This is a genomic window from Fibrella aquatica, assembly GCF_041321135.1.
Classification (GTDB): domain Bacteria; phylum Bacteroidota; class Bacteroidia; order Cytophagales; family Spirosomataceae; genus Fibrella; species Fibrella aquatica.
This window is the reverse complement of sequence record NZ_JBGGWF010000003.1, coordinates 97,540-117,210: the sequence shown is the minus strand read 5'-3', so window position 1 is coordinate 117,210 and position 19,671 is coordinate 97,540. Positions and strand designations below refer to the sequence as shown.

Annotated in this window: 10 protein-coding genes; 6 read left to right on the top strand and 4 right to left on the bottom strand. The window is 52.6% G+C overall.

From position 1 onward, the window contains the following. Window positions 1–41: 41 nt before the first annotated feature. A complete protein-coding gene (gene recA / locus ACAW87_RS08380) occupies window positions 42–1,130 on the bottom strand; it encodes a recombinase RecA (protein WP_370722925.1) in 1,089 nt (362 codons plus the stop codon). 211 nt (window positions 1,131–1,341) lie between these two features. Between recA and ACAW87_RS08375 the strand changes: the two genes are divergently transcribed. The 3 genes from ACAW87_RS08375 to ACAW87_RS08365 all read left to right on the top strand — a co-directional run bounded on the left by ACAW87_RS08375 (window position 1,342) and on the right by ACAW87_RS08365 (window position 9,032). Further along, window positions 1,342–2,088, top strand: a complete 747-nt coding sequence (locus tag ACAW87_RS08375) for an ABC transporter ATP-binding protein (protein ID WP_370722924.1) — start codon at window positions 1,342–1,344, stop codon at window positions 2,086–2,088. A 127-nt stretch (window positions 2,089–2,215) separates the two neighbouring features. Beyond that, the gene (locus ACAW87_RS08370) at window positions 2,216–3,766 is read left to right on the top strand and encodes an ABC transporter permease/substrate-binding protein (protein WP_370722923.1); all 1,551 of its coding nucleotides are present in this window, start codon (window positions 2,216–2,218) and stop codon (window positions 3,764–3,766) included. Between the two features lie 160 nt (window positions 3,767–3,926). Next, window positions 3,927–9,032, top strand: a complete 5,106-nt coding sequence (locus ACAW87_RS08365) for an Ig-like domain-containing protein (RefSeq protein ID WP_370722922.1) — start codon at window positions 3,927–3,929, stop codon at window positions 9,030–9,032. An 81-nt stretch (window positions 9,033–9,113) separates the two neighbouring features. On the opposite strand, the gene ACAW87_RS08360 is transcribed toward ACAW87_RS08365, so the two are convergent. The 3 genes from ACAW87_RS08360 to ACAW87_RS08350 all read right to left on the bottom strand — a co-directional run bounded on the left by ACAW87_RS08360 (window position 9,114) and on the right by ACAW87_RS08350 (window position 12,475). Further along, window positions 9,114–10,406 (bottom strand): WD40 repeat domain-containing protein, encoded by a 1,293-nt coding sequence (locus ACAW87_RS08360; protein ID WP_370722921.1) that lies wholly within the window; start codon window positions 10,404–10,406, stop codon window positions 9,114–9,116. Window positions 10,407–10,477: 71 nt separating this feature from the next. Continuing rightward, complete coding sequence (locus tag ACAW87_RS08355) at window positions 10,478–11,206, bottom strand: response regulator transcription factor (protein ID WP_370722920.1); 729 nt, start codon at window positions 11,204–11,206, stop codon at window positions 10,478–10,480. 12 nt (window positions 11,207–11,218) lie between these two features. Then, complete coding sequence (locus ACAW87_RS08350) at window positions 11,219–12,475, bottom strand: sensor histidine kinase (RefSeq protein ID WP_370722919.1); 1,257 nt, start codon at window positions 12,473–12,475, stop codon at window positions 11,219–11,221. A gap of 335 nt (window positions 12,476–12,810) precedes the next feature. On the opposite strand from ACAW87_RS08350, the gene ACAW87_RS08345 reads away from it, so the two are divergent. The 3 genes from ACAW87_RS08345 (at window position 12,811) to ACAW87_RS08335 (ending at window position 19,665) form a co-directional block, all read left to right on the top strand. Then, the gene (locus ACAW87_RS08345) at window positions 12,811–13,188 is read left to right on the top strand and encodes a DUF1573 domain-containing protein (RefSeq protein WP_370722918.1); all 378 of its coding nucleotides are present in this window, start codon (window positions 12,811–12,813) and stop codon (window positions 13,186–13,188) included. 92 nt (window positions 13,189–13,280) lie between these two features. After that, window positions 13,281–14,531 carry a chorismate-binding protein gene (locus ACAW87_RS08340; protein WP_370722917.1) on the top strand — a complete coding sequence of 417 codons (1,251 nt, stop codon included), beginning with the start codon at window positions 13,281–13,283 and terminating at the stop codon, window positions 14,529–14,531. Between the two features lie 238 nt (window positions 14,532–14,769). Further along, on the top strand, window positions 14,770–19,665 hold the full coding sequence (locus ACAW87_RS08335; protein WP_370722916.1) for a GEVED domain-containing protein: 4,896 nt from the start codon (window positions 14,770–14,772) through the stop codon (window positions 19,663–19,665). The last annotated feature ends 6 nt before the right edge of the window (window positions 19,666–19,671 follow it).

Sequence of the window (19,671 nt, the reverse complement as noted above, 5' to 3'; positions counted from 1 at the left end):
ACCTATAAGGTCTGAAACAAGACCCTATGGGTTTAAAAAAACTATACTTCAGCTACTTCATCCTCTTCCTCAACAGCACCTAGTGGGTCGAGAAGCGCATTTTGATCTTCGGAAATTTTCGCGCGGATCTTGCCTTCCAGTTCGGCCATCAACTCGGGGTTGTCGAGGATCAGTTCTTTCACGGCATCGCGGCCCTGCGCCAAACGGCTAGTGCCGTACGAGAACCATGAGCCTGATTTTTTCACGATCTCCATCTCTACAGCAAGGTCAAGAATTTCGCCTACTTTTGAAATACCCTGACCGTACATGATGTCGAACTCAACGACTTTGAACGGAGCCGCCAATTTGTTCTTCACCACCTTCACTTTAGTCCGGTTACCCACCACGTTATCGGCACCTTCTTTAATCTGTCCGATACGACGGATATCGAGGCGAACCGAGGCGTAGAATTTCAGGGCGTTACCACCAGTTGTTGTTTCGGGATTACCGAACATCACACCGATTTTTTCGCGGAGCTGGTTAATGAAAATGCAGCAGCATTGCGTTTTGTTGATCGTACCGGTCAGTTTCCGCAGGGCTTGCGACATCAGACGGGCCTGTAGGCCCATTTTGCTTTCGCCCATTTCGCCTTCGATCTCTGCTTTTGGCACCAGGGCCGCCACCGAGTCAATAACGATAATGTCGATAGCACCTGAGCTGATGAGGTGCTCGGTGATTTCGAGCGCCTGTTCGCCGTTATCGGGCTGCGCAATCAGAAGGTTATTTACATCGATACCCAGCTTCTCGGCATAAGTGCGGTCGAAGGCGTGTTCGGCATCGATAAAGGCGGCGAGGCCACCGGCTTTTTGAGCTTCAGCAATAGCGTGGAGTGTCAGCGTAGTTTTACCCGACGATTCAGGACCGTATATTTCAACGACCCGGCCGCGTGGTAGACCGCCAATACCCAAGGCTAGATCAAGACCCAGTGAACCTGTCGAGATCACGGGTACGTCAACGACTTTGCTCTCGCTCAGCCGCATAACGGTTCCTTTGCCGAATGCTTTATCTAGTTTCTCAATAGTGGTCTGAAGGGCTTTCAGCTTGTTGTCATTAGCAGTTGCTGTGGCCGTAGCAGAATCGGATTTTGCCATGTTTACGGGGTTGTTTATCTCTATAAAATTAAGCTTTTTTTACGTCTTTTCCAAGGGGTTTCCAGAATGAAACCAGTGCGTAGGGCAACGTACCTGAGGCAAGGTACACCCACCTGCACGTAGCCTATTTACGTTGTGTCTACTATTTTTTGTAGAACCCCTATTTTTACTGAATACACCAACAACGTACCCTCTTTTCTGTTCTGTCACTATGCCCCTGTCCGAGCCACTTCCCGAATCTGCCGCCATCAGCCTGACCAACGTCACGAAACGGTATCACAACCGGGCCGTAGTTGATAACCTGTCGCTGACGATTCCAACGGGAGAAACATTGGTATTGCTGGGTACGTCGGGCTGCGGTAAAACCACCACACTGAAGATGCTGAATCGGCTGATCGACGCCGACGAGGGAACGATCAACATAAACGGGGTGGCCATTCAGGAGCAAGAGCCACCCATACTCCGGCGCAGCATTGGGTACGTCATTCAGGATGCCGGGCTGTTTCCACATTACACCGTGGCCGACAACATCGCCGTGGTACCCCGCCTGCTTGAGTGGGACGCAGACCGAATCAGGCTACGTACCTACGAATTACTGACCATGCTACGGTTGCCCGAAACCATACTTACCCGCTTCCCCGATCAACTCAGCGGCGGGCAACGGCAACGCATCGGTTTGGCCCGCGCTCTGGCCGCCGACCCGCCCATTATTTTGATGGATGAACCCTTCGGCGCACTCGACCCCATCACCCGCGCGGCAATCCGTCGTGAGTTTCGGGAACTGGAAGCGCTGCAACAGAAAACGATTGTGCTGGTGACGCACGATGTGCGCGAAGCCGTACACCTCGGCGACCGAATTGCCCTGATGGATGCCGGGCAAATTATTCAACTCGGTCCACCCGATGAGCTACAACACCAACCCGCCACCAAGTTCGTACGCGAATACATGGACAGCTAACAGTGAACAGTTATCAGTTATCAGTAAACATTTATGAGTTATCAGTTATCAATGAACCGCCTTAGCGATACTCTTGCAGCGCTGATAACTGTTTACTGATAACTGATAACTGTTAATACCTGACCCTATGTTTACATTTTTACGCGATAACTCGGCTAAGCTACTGGAGCAGACCATGACCCATATTGGGTTGACGTTTGGCTCGTTGCTTTTGGCCCTGCTGATTGGCTTACCGCTCGGTATTGCCATTGCCAAACAACGGCGGGCGGCCACGGTAGTGCTGGGCGTAGCAGGTGTTCTGCAAACGGTGCCAAGCATTGCCTTGCTTGGCGTTTTGATTCCGCTGCTAGGCATTGGTGCGGGACCGGCCCTGATGGCCCTGTTTCTGTATGCCCTGCTGCCTATCATTCGCAACACTTACGTGGGCATTACCGAAGTAAACCCTACCCTGACAGAAGCGGCACGAGGTATGGGTATGACCAACGGACAGGTACTACGTCGGGTTGAACTGCCGCTGGCCCTACCCGTCATCTTTGCGGGAATTCGCACCGCTACGGTCATCAACGTAGGGGTGGCAACACTAGCAGCCTACGTGGCGGCAGGTGGACTAGGCGAATTCATTTTTGGCGGCATTGCACTGAACAACACCAACATGATGCTGGCCGGAGCCATTCCGGCGGCTCTTTTGGCGGTGTTGTTCGACTGGGCACTGGCGCGGCTACAGGTGGTAAAATGGGGGCAGTTACGAAACCGGGCGTGGCTGTGGCTAGTCCTGCTTCCGCTACTCTCGTCGGCGTACCTGCTCCCCAAATCAGGACAGACGAAGCTACTGGCAGGCTTTGCGCATGAGTTTGGCGGACGAGCCGACGGATATCCGGGTCTACAAAAAACCTACGGCCTCGCCATCTCGAACCGCCTGCTCGATCAGAACCTGATGTACGAAGCCATACGTACCCGGAAAGTCGACGTGATCAGCGGCTACTCGACCGACGGGCGCATCAAAGCCTTTGACTTGCTGGTACTCGACGACGACAAGCACGCTTTTCCACCCTACGCAGCGGCCCCGGTTGTGCGCGAAGCTACACTGGCCAGATACCCGGAACTGGGTCCAGTAATGGACCGGTTAGCGGGAAAACTGACCAACGCGATCATGACCGATTTGAACTACCGCGCCGACTACCTGCATCAGTCACCCGAGCAGGTGGCGCGTGAATTTCTAAGCCGGACAGGACTACTCCGTACGCCTACCGGTGCGCGGCAGGGACAGGTCGTGATGGGCTCGAAGGTGTTTACCGAACAGTATATTCTGGCCGAAATTTACCGGCAACTGATAGAGGGCTACACCTCGCTGAGCGTGGTATCGAAAACCGGTTTTGGCGGCACCCAACTTTGCTTCGATGCTCTGCGTACAGGGGCAATCGATTTTTACCCGGAATACAGCGGCACGGGTCTGCTGGTTATCCTACAGCCGAAACCGGCTATCCTCGATTCACTGAACGGACAACCCGATGCCGTATACAGCTATGTGAGTCAGGAGTTTATCCGTCGGCATGCTCTTCGTTGGGGTAAGCCGCTTGGGTTTAATAATGCCTATTGCCTCATGATGCGCCGCACGGATGCCCGCTCACTCGGTATAGAATCTATTTCTTCGCTAACGGCTTACATAAATCAGCCTTAGACCATATGTGGTCTGATTTTTGACTCTACTCTGTTTCAGCCCATTAATTGGATTAAACTACGATTTAAAGGCCCATTTTAGCCAAAATGTCAACTTTGGCTCCGTTTAAATCAGCTACCTTTAGGGTCTGTTACTACTTCTAACTCATAAATAGTCTAGTATGAATTGGTTCTTTACTCGCCGGTATCTGGCTGTATGGATGACCATTATGATCAGTTTGGCGACCGTTAGTAGGTCATGGAGCCAATCGATCAGCGTCACCGCCGTGTCACCAGCCACTAATCTTTGCTCAGGTTCTACCATATCGCTTACATTTTCGACCACGGGTGTATTTACCGCCGGCAACATCTTCACGCTACAGATGTCGGATGCGAACGGTATTTTCCAGGCCAGCCCAGTCGAAGTGGCCTTCAGAGCTTCGGCACCGGTTATTGCTTCGACCCAAACGGTTTCGGGAAACCTGGGCACGGTAGCCTACGGTACCGGCTATCGATTTCGGGTTGTATCGAGTTCCCCCCAGCGCACCAGCAACCCAACCACTACTGATGTTACGATTGGAACAGACGTACCTGCTGTCAGCAACAGATCGTTCTGTTTGAATTCGGGGACTCAACCCATTTCAACTACTAGTACCGGCATCATTGAGTGGTACAACGGTTCGGCAGCAGCGGCTCCGGTTGTGTTTCCGGGTTCGACTTACAACGTGCCAACCACCAGTACGCCGGTGACCTACTACGTAACGAGAACGGTAAACAACTGTAAGAGTGCCAAAGCAGCCATCAACGTAACCCTGACCTCACCCCCGGCCGCTCCCAACGTCAGTAACGTATCGGTCTGCCAGAACGCGCCTCAGCAAACACTCACCGCATCAGGGAATAACCTGACCTGGTACGTGCAAGGCAACAATACGCCCCTGACCGGCGCGCCACGACCCAGCACTTCACAGCCCAACAGTCAGACCATTTACGAAGTCACCCAGACCGATGGCAACGGTTGTGTCAGCCCAAAAAGTGCGGGTCTGACCTTCTTCGTTCGTACCCCACCGGCCAGCCCCACCGCTGGTACTTTTGTCTATTGCGAAGCCCAGGCTCCTGCCTCACTCACCGCATCAGGAAATAACCTGACCTGGTACGTGCAGGGCAACAACACGCCCCTACCCGGCGCACCACGCCCCAGCACGGCGGGCAACTACACCTATCTGGTTACCCAAACCGACGGCAACGGCTGCCAGAGCAGCCCGCTGAGTGTCCCTGTACAGGTCAAAGACACCCCTGATGCTCCCGCCACGCCGTATCTCAACAACATCGCCAGTTTCTGTCAGAATCAGGCCTCGCGCAGTCTGGAAGCAACGGGCAATAACTTGCTGTGGTACACCGCCGCCAACGGTGTGGGGGTAACCCAGGCTCCTTCGCCAGCCACCACCAATCAGGGCGACACCCAATATTTTGTCACCCAGACCAATGCCGATGGGTGCCAGAGTAGTCAGCGTGCCATTATAGCCCGGGTACTTACGCCCCCGACGGCTCCCAACGTCAGTAACGTGTCGGTCTGCCAGAACGCGCCTCAACAGACGCTTACGGCTTCAGGCAACAACCTGACCTGGTACGTGCAGGGCAATAACACGCCCCTGCCCGGCGCACCACGACCCAGCACTTCACAGCCCAACAGCCAGACCATCTACGAAGTCACCCAGACCAACGGCAACGGTTGCGTCAGCCCTAAAAGTGTGGGTCTGACCTTCTTCGTACGTACCCCACCGGCCATCCCCACCACTGGCAGCTTCATATACTGCGAAGCTCAGGCTCCGGCTTCGCTCACGGCCAACGGCAACAACCTGCGCTGGTATACCAACGGCGGCAGTAATCTGGGTACGTTCCTGGCCAGCAACACCCTGACGGCTCCCAGCACGGCGGGCAACTACACCTATCAGGTTACCCAAACCGACGGTAATGGTTGCCAGAGCAGCCCGCTGAGCGTGCCCGTACAGGTGAAAGATACCCCTGACGCGCCCACCACGCCGTATCTCAACAACATCGCCAGTTTCTGTCAGAACCAGGCCTCACGCAGTCTGGAAGCAACGGGCAATAACTTGCTGTGGTACACCGCCGCCAACGGTGTGGGGGTAACCCAGGCTCCTTCGCCAGCCACCACCAATCAGGGCGACACCCCCTATTTTGTCACCCAGACCAATGCTGACGGGTGCCAGAGTAGTCAGCGTACCATTACAGCCCGGGTTAACATTACCCCCGGTGCGCCAACATCGGCTCAGTCTCGTACGTATTGTAGTGGAGAAACGGCAACTCCCCTAACCGCTACAGAACCGGGCGTACGCTGGTATACCGATGCTACGGGCGGAACGGGCAGTACACAAGCGCCAACGCCGGGCACCGCTGCCACCAATGTAGCGCAGCCACAGTTATTCTTCCTGAGCCAAACGGTTGGCAATTGCGAAAGTATACAGCGTCAGCAAGTGTCGGTAACGGTAAAACGCTCGCCAGATGCACCCGCTACGCAAACCAGCGTTGAATTCTGCCGCACGTACAGTGCTCCTGCACTGACCGCTACAGGTGAAACCGGCGCATCGATCATCTGGCTGGTCGACGGGCGCGAGAGCGCCACGGCCCCTACGCCGCCCAACGACGCCGTCAGAGTCTACACCTATCAGGTTGTTCAGCAGCTCAATGGCTGTCGGAGTACGCCCGCTACGGTAAGAGCGCAGGTAAAACCAACCCCCGATGCACCCAGTCTTACCCCCTATTCGCTTTGCGTTGGCCGCGAATCGCGTCCGCTTCAGGCAACGGGTACTGATCTAAAATACTACACCGCCAACGATCAGTTGCTGGGGCAAACCGCCCCATCGCCATCAACCACTCAATCGACCACGGTTGTGTACAAAGTATCTCAGTCGCTGGCGGGATGCGAAGGGCCAAAGGCAACGTATAACGTACCGGTGTACCCGATTCCGGCAAACCCCGGTTTCACACCACCTAAAGAGTATTGCGCTGAAGAAGCAGCCGTACCGCTGGTTGCCTCAGGCCAAACATTGCTTTGGTACACGGGTGCCACCGGCGGGCCAGGGAATAACCAGGCACCAACACCAAGCACCGCTGCTACCAACGTTGGTTCAGGCCAAACCTTTTATGTGACTCAAACGGTACTGGGCTGTGAAAGCCTACGGCAACCAATTGCCATTACGGTGAAGCGTAAACCGGGCTTACCCACCACCAGTAACCCCGAGTTTTGCCAGACGTACACGGCTCCCACGCTGACGGCTACTCCAGAGACCGGCGCATCCATTATCTGGCTGGTCGATGGAAGCGAGAGTGCTACGGCGCCAACTCCTCAAAATACCGTAGCTACAACCTATACCTATCAGGTCGTTCAGGAGCTCAACGGTTGCCGCAGTAACGCGGCCACCGTGTCGGTTCGCGTGAAACCAACGCCCGGCCTACCGGGTATTACGCCCTTTCAGCTTTGCCAGCTTAGCCCCGGACGGGCACTTCAGGCAAGCGGTACCGATCTGAAGTATTACGACGTCAACAACAGCCTGCTTGGCTCAACAGCACCCGTAGTCAGTACTGAAACAGCCCGTACGGTTACCTACAGAGTATCGCAATCGACAAATGGTTGCGAAGGACCAAAAGCCGACTACGCAGTGGTTGTGCAGCCCAAACCTGCCCCGCCGGTTACACAAGCATTAAACTACTGCCTCGAAAGCACGAACATTCCCGATCAGCCGAAGCAAAGCATACAGCCACTGACGGCGCAGGGGCAGAATCTGCAATGGTATTTTGTCGACGGCAATCCGTTCCCGGCTGGATTTGCCCCTACGCCGGCGGTAAACAGCACAAACGTCTTCGATTTCCGGGTGACACAAACCGTGAATAGTTGCGTGAGCGATCAGGCGCTGCTTCGCGTATCCATTCAGACCACGCCAGCGCCTGTGGTGTCGACATCACTGGTAACCTACTGCCGCAACGAAGTAGCCCGCCCGCTTGAAGCAACGGGCACCAACCTGCGCTGGATTGACCCAAATGGTGTAGTAACCAGTCAGACACCGACACCGCCAACCACCAATGCCACGAAAGGAGGCGAAGCGTACCAGGTTTATTCGATTGGCACCAATGGCTGCGTTAGTCCACGCAATACCGTTCGACTGGTTGTCAATACCAATCCAACGCTCGGCTTGCTAGGCTCCACCACGGTTAACTACGGCCAATCAACTACGCTGAGACTCTTGTTTACCAGTTCACCGCCCTACACGTATACCCTCACCGACGGCACATCGGGGGTTGCCAATGATACCATATCGTCGGTAATGGTAAAGCCTCTGGAAACAACGACGTATCGGGTTGCCAGTGTGTCGAATGTGTGCGGAAACGGATTGCCGGGTAACCCTGCCACCGCCACTGTTTTCGTGAACGTACCCACGATTACCACCCAGGCGCTGACAGCCGGAACCCTCTGTGCTGGCACCAGCTTCGCCGTTGCGTATACCACAACAGGTGTGTTCAACGCAGGCAATGCCTTCAAAATACAAGTGGCTGACACAACATCGAAAAGTTACGTCGACGTATCACAGCCTGGTCTGGGCAGCACCCTTACCGGCAACCTGCCCGCCACGCTGAAAGGCGGTGTGTATTTTGTACGGGTGGTAGCCACCAATCCGGGTGCCGAGGTACCGGGACTACGAAGCCCATCTGTACTGACCGTTCGTGGGTTACCTTCAGCCTTATTGACAGGTACGCAGGATATTTACGAAGGCAGTCCCGCCAGCCTGAGCATCGCGTTGGGTGGTGACGGCCCGTGGACCATTAGCTACAGTTTCACCACGGAAGGCGAAAGCACATCGGCGACCAGTACGTTCCAGACCAATGCCAGTCCCCATTTGTTATCGGTTCAGCCTCCCAAAACGGCCAATTATTTCCTGACGGCGGTGAGCAACAATTGCGGCACAGGTCCGGTATCGGGTACGGCCTCTATCACGGTGCTGCCCCTGTTGGCCGTTGAAAACCCGTTGCTGAACACGATTTCGCTGTATCCCGTACCGACGCAGAACCTACTAACGGTTGCCATCGATCTGCCGCTGACTCCGCAGCAACCCGCTCAGCTACTCCTGCGCGACCTGACCGGAACGCCTGTATTGACCCGCCAGACCGATACACGTCAAACGGTGCTCGACCTCAGCCAGCAACCGGCCGGTCTCTATCTGCTCACCGTTCAAGTGGGCGAACACCGGATAGTTCGAAAAATCATGAAGCAGTAGCGAACAGTCGTTTAGGTCAAGCAATAAAAAAGCGGCGCAGATCATCTGCGCCGCTTTTTTTAGGTACGTTACTCAAAGAATTCAGTTCACGACCCGCATGGTGTGTACACCACGCGTAACGCTGATCCGGCCTGGTTGCTTTGTGATACTGGGCTGATCGCCTTTCGTGATTTTAAAGAACTCGATCCCTCCGTTGCGCATTCCGTAATCCAGGTATTCGGCAACAGCTACGGCCAGATTATCGCCCGTTTTGTCGAACTCAACGGCTTGTGGCATAATGCCATCAATGGCCACCTTACCCGCTGCAGCCAGTTTTCCTTCTTTCATACTAAACAAGGCCACTTCGCTTTTGCCAGCGGCCGCGTTGGCGAATGGCTGATACGACTGCCCTGAACTGACCACGGCTACCATCGATCCATCGGCACTTACAGACACCGCTTCGGGACTTTCACCAGCGGCTATCTGCGACACAATTTTGGCATCGGCGGGTGTATCTTCGGTACTGAACTGCACCACAAACACCTCACCCGCGCCCGCACCGCTTGCGCCGGGGGCCTGTTTGGCATCGGTAATTACGTAGTAATCGCCCTTGGCCGTGAATTTACCACCACCCAGCATAGTGCCCACTTTTACGGGTTTGCCATGCGGCGTGATGTAAGGCTTCTTCGTTTTTTCGTCAATGGCATATTTCACCAGACCCACTTCGCCCGCCGCCGTTGTATAGGCTACATACTGCCCGCCCGGATGGAACGTGACATCGGTGATAGCCACTCCCGGCACCGGAGACGCGGCAGTCAACACATACTTTGGCTTTGAACTGGCATCCAGGTCAATCAATTTTATTTCCTTACCCGCCTCGGTCGACGCTAAAATCAGACTCATACCGTTGGGCGACATGGCAATGGCATTGAGCGCCCCTCCCGAACCAACTGGAAGGCGGTACTTTACGGCAGGCTTTTGGGGAGTGCTGAGGTCAACGGCAAACAGGTAATTAGTGGCTGGGAAATCGGTAATACCTTTAATCGTAGCCAAACTATCGCTCAACGGGCCACGGCCCTCGATCACAAAACCGAGCCGTCCGTTTGGCGCTACAGCCAGCACTTTGTCGCTGAGAGCCATTGAGTTAGACAGTGTGTTCGACGTACCTATACTTTGTCCATTACGGTTCAGGGGGAAACCGATGTACGTTAGCTGGTCACGGGTACCGGGCGAGGTATACCGATTGCCATCAATCAGCGCTGAGGCCGACAGATCAGCATCGGAAATGGCCACCAACGCCCGGGCGTTGAACTGAATAGGAGACTGTGCAAAAGCGGTGCCTGCCGTCATACCAGCCAGCATGAGCCAGGCAGCAAGAAAAGTGACTTTTTTCATGTGTAATTGGGTAATAAGTGCTGTTTAGGTGAATAACAAAGATACCCGTCAGCGCCAGATTACCTAAAATTTTACCGCTCATTTAGGCCTCCGAAAACCGGAATAGCAAGCCGAAACCCAACACCATGCACACTTTCTATTTTTACCATCGGGTCGGTGGCCAGCCGCTTGCGTAATCGGGAAATAAATACATCCAGGCTACGACCCATAAAGTAGTCATCATCGCCCCAGATGGCCCGTAACAAATCATCCCGGCGAACGATGGTATTAGAACGAGCTAGCAGGAAGGCCAGCACATCGGCTTCTCGCTGGGTGAGCGCCTCGCAGTGCCCGGCCCGGCAGAGCGTCAGATTACCCGGATCGAAGAGGAACGTACCTACCGCCAACGGTGCCGAACGTACCTGAACCGGGCGGGCCGCGGAAGTAGCCCGGCTCCGTTTCAGAAACACGTCGATTTTCAGAATCAACTCATCAACACTGAAAGGCTTTGTCAGGTAATCATCGGCTCCTAAACGCAAGCCGGTCAGCCGGTCATCCCGATCAGCGCGGGCACTCAAAAACAGAATAGGTACCTCGGGGTCAACCGCACGAATCTGCCTTGCCAGCGTAAAACCATCGGTTTGCGGCAACATCACATCGAGCAGACACAAATCGAATGATTCAGCCTGAAAAGCAGCCCATCCTTCACTTCCCGTAACGCAGTGTTGCACCGCCAACTGAGCAGCTTCCAGGTTATCGCGAGTGACAAAGCTGAGATTAACGTCATCTTCGACGTATAGAATGCGGGCGCGGGTTACCAAGGCTAAACGGGATTAAAGCGAACTACTGATTATAAAACGACTACCCTGGCCTACGATACTTTCTAACCGAATACGCCAACCATGCGCAAGGGCAACCTGCCGAACATAATAAAGACCCAGACCAAAGCCTTTTATATTATGTACATCGCCGGTAGGAACGCGGTAAAATTGCCGAAAAATGGCCCGATGATGCGCTTTGGCAATACCAATTCCTCTATCGGCAACCGACCAGACAAGTCGTTTTTCGTGGGTACGTGTACGCAGTATAATGCAGGGTACACCGTTGCCGTATTTTCGGGCATTGTCGATCAGGTTTGTCAAGAGTGTTTCCAGGGCATAGCGATCGGCCATCACCAGAGCCGGTTCGGGTTGCAAGTCGAGTTGAAGGGGTGGCGAATACTGTCTGGCCAGTGTGGTCATCACTTCGTTCAAGTCAATCTGGGTACGTTGTAATGCAAAGCCGTTGCGCTGCCGCCGGGCAAGTTGCAACACGCTCTGGACCTGCTGTTGTAGCCGTTGGCTCTCTTCGTTCACAATGCGGGCGTACTGGCGCAGGCGGTCGGGTTGTTGACCAATACCGGGCTGTTGCAATACGCCCGCCGCAATGCGCAGTGTCGACACGGGCGTTTGCAGTTCGTGGGTAATGTTGTTGATGAAATCGCGCTGAATTTCGGTGAGCCGCCGTTGGCGCAATACAACCCAAAGTGTATACCCAAATAGGATTACCACCAAACCGACCGCTATTGACGAGGCAATCCAGCCGTCGAGTTGGCCAGCGACTACCCCCGCCTGACCCGGAAAACGAATCTCGAAATAATAGGTATAGCCCTGAATTTTGGGGAGTGTTCGTTGCTGACCAATTCGCCTGACTGACTGCCTAACAGGGGCTTTCGGCGAACTAACATAGGCGCCGTAAACCATCCGTTCGCTTTCACAATTGTAGATACCGTACTCAAAATCGGTGATGAGGCGATGCCGCCGGAAGGCATTTTGCAGGTAATATTCCAGCAAAATCGGGTCAATTGGTGCATCTGTTCTAACTACAAAATAATCGGTAGAAAGCTGGCTTACTGCCGAGCGCGACTGGCGAATCTTATTCAGGCGGGCCACCTCATCGGCCACTTCCTGCAGCGCTACGAAGGCCGTTTGCCGAAACTGCCGTTCGCTCAGGGCATAGGCTCGCCGCAACCAGACGGCCTGCACCGTGAGAATACCCACAATAGCAATCACCGAGAGCACAACAAGAAGCCTGATAAGAGAACGAGACACGGGGATAAAAAGTGAAAGGGTGAATGGCGAAAGGGTGACTAAGCCACAGACGGAAAAAGTAGATGAGTCAGGAGTCTGGTCATTATCCAGTGCTCACCAATCCATAGCCACTCATTCACTCCGATTCGGCGTCTCGGTTCACCCTTTGTCCAACTAAAGTACGCTTTTGCACTTTCACTCATTCATTCCTTCGCGCTTCAAATTCACCTTTAACATTTCATTAACAACTGATAACCAGCCATTAACAAGACTCGAAGGTGCATTGGTCTACTTTTGATTCAGTAACCCGCCGGAGGGTCTGACGGGCACATAAACATCTCTTAATCAGTTTATTCATGAAAACATTAACACTCCTCTTCTCCGCACTTTTAGTTACCGGAACGGTAATTGCCCACACGTTGGCTGCTGCCTTTGGCTGGGCCAATACAACCTACAACTTTGGTAAAGTAAAGCAGGGTAAGCCGGTAACCGTTTCATACACGTTTACCAACAAAGGCGAAGCTCCGCTACTGGTAACATCTGCCAAAGGATCGTGTGGCTGCACCGGTGTCGACTGGCCCAAAGAAGCCGTTATGCCCGGTGCAACAGGTCAGATCAAAGCCACTTTCAACGCCGCAAGTCTGGGTGCCTTTAGCAAGTCAGTTTACGTAGAGTCGAACGCTGACGGCGGGCCTGTTACACTGACGTTCAACGGCGAAGTAGTAACCGAGTAGTGCGCTGGCAGCTGAAGCCGAATTGACAGCACCAAATTCGCGTACAAACTGTTTATAAGGCATACAAGGTCCTTTTGCACCTTATTGCGCTCATGACTGCTTCAGCTGCCGACTCCGCCATTACGGTTCATTTAGCTATTACTCTTGATCATCTCTGGCAAACTGCCCGGGCGCATGACCACCCTGCCGCTCTTTGGCGGCTACCCAGTCAGTCAGAGAAGCACCTGATTGTTCACCTCGGCGATACACTTACCGAACAGGAACCCATCGACCTCGACGAGCGTCCCCCCGGTTTTGCCATTGGCTTATTTGATGCGCCAGCTGATGATTTTGCCAAAGCGTTCTACCTCCAGGCCGATCGTCATGTTGTGCTCGATGCCAGTAATCGGCTAACCCACCGCCACACGCCCGATACAGACGCCACTCGTGCTTTCGACGAGGCAACGTATCTGACTGCCCGGCAGTCGACTAGCATAACTTCCCCGATTTCGTTTGTCGAACAGCCCAACCCCGACGCACAAGCTTTTTTTGAGGAAACAGTCGCTCAGGCCGTTGACGCCATGCGGGAAGGCCGGTTCTGGAAAGTGGTGTTGTCACGCACGAAAACGCTGGAATTCAATCAGGAGCCCGACGTGATTACGCTCTTTGATCGCCTCTGCGCAGCTTACCCTACCGCCTTCATTTCGGCCGTTTGGCTTCCCGAAGGCACCGGTGGCAGGCCCGCACAGGTATGGCTCTCGGCTACTCCCGAACGTCTGGTAACCATCGATGGTGAGGGGATTTTTAAGACCGTAGCACTGGCCGGTACCCAATCGGCCTATACATCGGAAGGAGTTATGAAGCGTACCGCCGATGCCCTTTGGTCGCAGAAAGAGATTGAAGAGCAGGCCCTGGTGAGCCGCTATATCATTGGCTGTTTCAAGAAAATCCGGTTGCGCGAATACCTGGAAGAAGGCCCCAAAACGGCACAGGCGGGTAACCTGATGCATCTCTGTACGCAGTATACCGTAGACACAAAGGCGGTGAATTTTCCTCAACTGGGTACAGTGATGCTACGCTTGCTGCATCCCACCTCGGCGGTGTGTGGCATGCCCCGCCCCGAAGCGCTACACTTTATTCAGACCCATGAACGCCACGACCGGGGTTTCTTCGCCGGGTTTGTCGGCCCGGTCAACATCGACGGAGCCAGTCAGTTGTTCGTTCACATTCGCTGCCTGTCGCTGGAAGGAAAAACGGCTACGCTTTATGCTGGTGCGGGCCTTACCGAGGATTCGGACCCGCAAAAAGAGTGGCTCGAAACCGAGATGAAATGCCAGACACTGCTGCGCGGCATGCGGGGTTAAGCGACACATTATTTTGGTTATACTTTCATGATAAAAGAGCCGGACGAAAACCCGGCTCTTTTATCATGAAAGTACCTAATGATACCTGGCACAATCCCAGTGCTGAACAGGTTAGATGGTGTAAACATTTGTTATTTCATAAACATATCAACATTTGATCATTCATATTAGATAAATAAAATCATAAGTAAAAAAAAGTAGCATATTTGAGTATTGAATTATTAGCTAGCCTGCCTTCATGCATAAATTCTACATTTTCTTACTGAGTACTTCTTTTCTGTTGTTCTCTTTATCTGGCTTTTCACAAGATAAATTCACGCCATTAGAGCAGTTTCGGTGTGGTATGCCTGAGTTGACCGACAATCAACAACAGGAGCTTGAGTTAGCAACGAGAAAAATACTGTCTGCACGAGGCGCTGCGCGAATAGTCGCCAACAGCGTTAGCTATGTTCCCATTCGCGTCCACATCTTCAGAAACGCGGTGGGGCAAGGCGGTATTGATCTCCCTAAACTGAATCGGGTTATGGCTGCCGCCAACAGCTATTTCTTACAAAACGGGTACGGTATCTTATTTTATTTTGCCGGAACAACGCCCGACTACATAGATAATGATGCTTACTACGCCAAGTTTGAAGTAGCCAATGAAAACTTGTGGCTGGCAGGACGTGATGCACCTGATGCGTTGAATCTATACATTGTTAATAATTTTGATGATCCAACTTTGGCTGGATACGCTAATTATCCGTCTGATGATCTGACATCAACCAGACTTTTTGTCCGACAGGGCGATTTCTTTACGTCAGAGAACTCTTTCGCACTCAACCTGACGCATGAGCTAGGACACACCTTCAATCTGTACCATACCTTTCAGGGCAGCATTGGCAGTAGTCCCGAATTGGTACGTCGTGGGCCCGGCGCTAACTGTTCCTCAGCAGGAGATTTTGTTTGTGATACCCCCGCCGACCCCTATCCCCGCCTTGAAGGGACAACGACAAACAGTGGTGGTTGTCTCCGTTATACGGGTAGTGTTACCGATCCGGTAGGTGAAGTATATGACCCATCACTGTCAAATATCATGTCGTATTACAACCACTGCGAACATGAGTTTACTTCTGGGCAACTTGAACGTGCCCTAATGGGCTTGTCACTTCGACAGAGTCATACGGCATACACACTTGATTACCCCTCTTCATTGGTGGCTGCACCAGGCAATTTCTTAGCCGAATTGGCTGCAGATGGGAAAAAGGTGATGCTAACCTGGGTTGATAATGCAACCAATGAACTGGGCTATTTCATCGAACGTTCTACTCGCCCTAACGAGGGCTTTGTGCCAATTGGTGGCGTTGGGCCAAACCAAGTAGGGTTTTCTGATTACCCACCAACCAGCGCAACTTATTACTACCGTATTCGTCCCTCGAACACATCTACTGGCAGTCTTAGTCCTGTCGTGCCTGTCACCTTACCTGCCTGCCGTCTCTCTTTCAAATTTGATTGTAACTCCTTATACTCAAATGGCTTATCTGGTGTATCCCTAAATGGAACTGTGTTGAGCGCAGGTTCCGGCTGCATACCGTCAGGCTACAGTAGTTATGCCACGAATGCGACTATCACTGCAGGGCAAAATCTATTTATAAAGACTACACCACTGAATCTGGTAAACAGTCAGTTTACAGAAGTCTGGATAGACTTAAATCGCAATAATCGCTTTGATGTCGATGAACTATTGGCCCGAAGTAGCTACGAGGCAGCGCCAGCGTCGCTGAGTATGACTATGCCACTGAGTTTATCCGTGGGTAATCTAACCATTCGGATTCAGACTCGTACTACATTTAGTGAAGGGGTATGTGGTAATCCCGATAGTGGCGAGGTAGAAGATTATCGGGTAACAGTGATCACAGCGTCTGCTTGTATGGCGGCCTCTAGTTTAACTACTACTGACCTCACGGGCACGAGCGTTCGCCTGGCCTGGGTTGCCAATTCGCCCAGCGGCTATGTGGTTCGATACCGGACAGCCGGTTCTGATAGTTGGTCACCTAGCCTTGCTGTATCAAGCAATTCGGTATCGCTCACTGGCCTTATTGAAGGGCAAGCCTATGACTGGCAGGTGTTCAGCAATTGCAATGACGCAGGGTTATCCGTAGCAGCAACAAGCTCATTTACTACAGTTTGTGCTGTTCCGTCGGGTCTGCAAACTGTTGCAGTTTATGGCAACTCGGCGCAGGTTAGCTGGACAGATGGTCTGGGGCAAGCCTATGTGCTACAATGGCAGCCGACTGGTTCACCTAACTGGTCGACTACCGGTATGATTCCGACTAAAGTTAACAGTCTTAGCGCCTTGTCTTTTGCTACGGACTATCAATGGAGGGTGGCTCATGTCTGTCCTTCGTTGATGTCAGCATTCACGTCGCCCATGCCCTTTACGACTACGTCTGAACTACGCTATTGCCAACCCATCACTAGCAAAGGATGTAGCTATTATGATGGGCTGGATGGGTTTGTGTTGGGTGGCTTTGTGATGAGTAGCGGATCTGGTTGTTCTATAAACGCATACCAGTATTTCCCTGCCACCAATGCTACCCTAACACCTGGAGGTAGCTACTCGTTTACCACCAAGTATATCAGTCCAACTTTTCAGGAAGGATTGGCTATTTGGGCTGATGTGGACCGCAACGGTAGCTTTGAACCAAACGAACGGCTATATACAACAAAGCAACTCACATCGGGTAGTGCATCAGGTTCGATTGTTATTCCAGCCTCAACTCAGCCTGGCCCACTTGTGATTCGTGCGAGGGTCGTTCATCTCGTCGATGACATTGACCCCTGTGTGCGGTTAGACTTCGGGGAAACAGAAGATTACCTTGTTAACGTATCGGCTACCCCCTGCATATCGGCATCGATTACTTTGTCGGGATCACAATCACTTGTCTACGGGCAATCAGGTACGTTTACAGCAACCATCACAGGTACGTTACCCGCTTCCCTAACTTTGACAAACGACTTGGTTATTGATGGGTTATCTACGCCTACCTACTCCTTTACGGCGTTACCATCTTCAATCGGAAAATATGCGTTTGTGGCAAGCCGGGCAGCCAATATATGCGGTATTGGACAGGCCAGCGGTGCAGCGTCACTCACGGTTGTACCAGCTCTTTGCAACACTGACCCAATAACGGGTCTCTACGAAAGCAATAAGTTTTATCATATCATAACATTAGGCTGGAATAAAGCCTACCATGCTGCTTCGTGTACGGTCCGCATCCGGGAGGTAGGCACTACAGCCTGGACCGAGCATTGGGTCGGGTACTTTAATCAATCGTTAGATTACATCTTCACCAGTCACCCTTCTGGAAAAGTTTTTGAGTGGCAGGTAAAAGCAACTTGTGAAAATGGGGTATCCGGTCAGTATTCCGATAGACGAGAGTTTTCTATGGTTTGTGCACCGCCCATACCCGGTGCAGTTAGTACAAGCCAAAACAGTACATCTTTTCGATGGGAAACCCAACACGATGGTACTATATGGCTTCCTGTGTCGTTGCAATGGCGGCAATCTGGCGAGCCGAACTGGACAACAGTAAGTTCATTGACAGCGAGTCATTACGAACTGACTGGCCTGCAGGCCAATCAGACGTATGAATGGCGTCTGGCTTCACAATGCTCAACTGGTGGATTAGGCAGCTATACGAATCCGCTTCAGTTTACAACTCGTTGCAGTGAGCCAACGGGCATTACAACCGCCTTAAGCTTGTTCAATTCGATCAAGATCGTCTGGTCCGGCCTGAGCGCGGCTGATTACAAAGTTCGCTGGCGGATCGTCCCCAAGTATCCGCCAGGTAGCGATTGGGTTGAAGGTCCGATAGTGTCCGGAACTCAGTATACTATAGCTGGCTTAGCTTCCAGCAATCAATATGATGTGCAGGTACGTATGGTTTGTAACAATTCAACTACCGATTGGTCCTCACCTGTTCGGGTTGTTGCTCAATGTGGAGAACCAGTAGTAATATGGGATACACCCCGGGCACGCAGCGCAACACTTACCTGGCGATCTGTTCCAGATGCTTCGTATGAAGTACAATGGCGGTCGTATCCTGAAACAAGCTGGAGCTCATTGACTTGTACACCCGGATTAAACGGCGTCACGGATGATGGGCAGATCGTAGCAGCTATTATTTCTGGCTTGACCGAAAACACGTACTACACCTACCGGGTACGGACACTCTGTAGTGCTGACGTAAATTCAGGATTCAATTACCAATATGGCTTCACAACACTCGAAACTACCGATTTGTCGATGAAACTAACTGTAAACAAACGGGTTCCTGTGATTAACGAGGTCATTACGTTCACGGGGCAACTTTTGAATGAAAGCCAGCAGACGGCTACAGGCGTACTTGCGCTTTGCCGCCTACCACCCAATATGGTTTTTGTAAGCAGCGGCCTGGCAAACGTAGTCAGCAGTGGCAGCAGTGTGTCGATTGCGATAGGCACTGTTGCTTCAGGATCACAGATACCGTTTAGCTTTCAGGCGAAAGTAACCCAACCGGGGAGCTACCAGGTTGCCAGCCAACTTATCGCGGGCAGCCCCGAAGATACTGACAGCTACGTTGACTCGGGTACTGCTGATGGGGAAGATGATGCAACAACGATTGATTTGCGTACCAGTGAGCCAGGCGATGCTATGTCCATTTCGCCTAATCCAACTCAACGAACATTACCCGAAGTGATTACTAATCAGCCTGCACCTGACCCTACCGAAGCAGACCTCAGTTTGGCCTTACAAGTGAGCAATCGAGTAGCATTGGCAGGGACGACTATAAATCTGGCTGTTAAGGTTATGAACCGGGGCTCACTAACAGCTACAAACATTGCGGTTCAAGTTACCTTACCCAACGGGTGGCAAGTGCTCAACCCAGCGGGACTATTCGTGCAGGGACAAGTAGTAACTGTGCCAATCGGAAGTCTAGTTGTTGGAGAACCTAACTTAACTCACTTAACCGTCCGGGTACAGGGAGAAAACGAACAATTGATTCAGGCAGTCATAGCTGCCTGCGACCAACCTGACCATAACTCACCTCATAGCAACCAGTATGGTGTAGGTGAAGATGACGAAGCATCTGTAAGTGTACGCGTGAGATAAAACAAG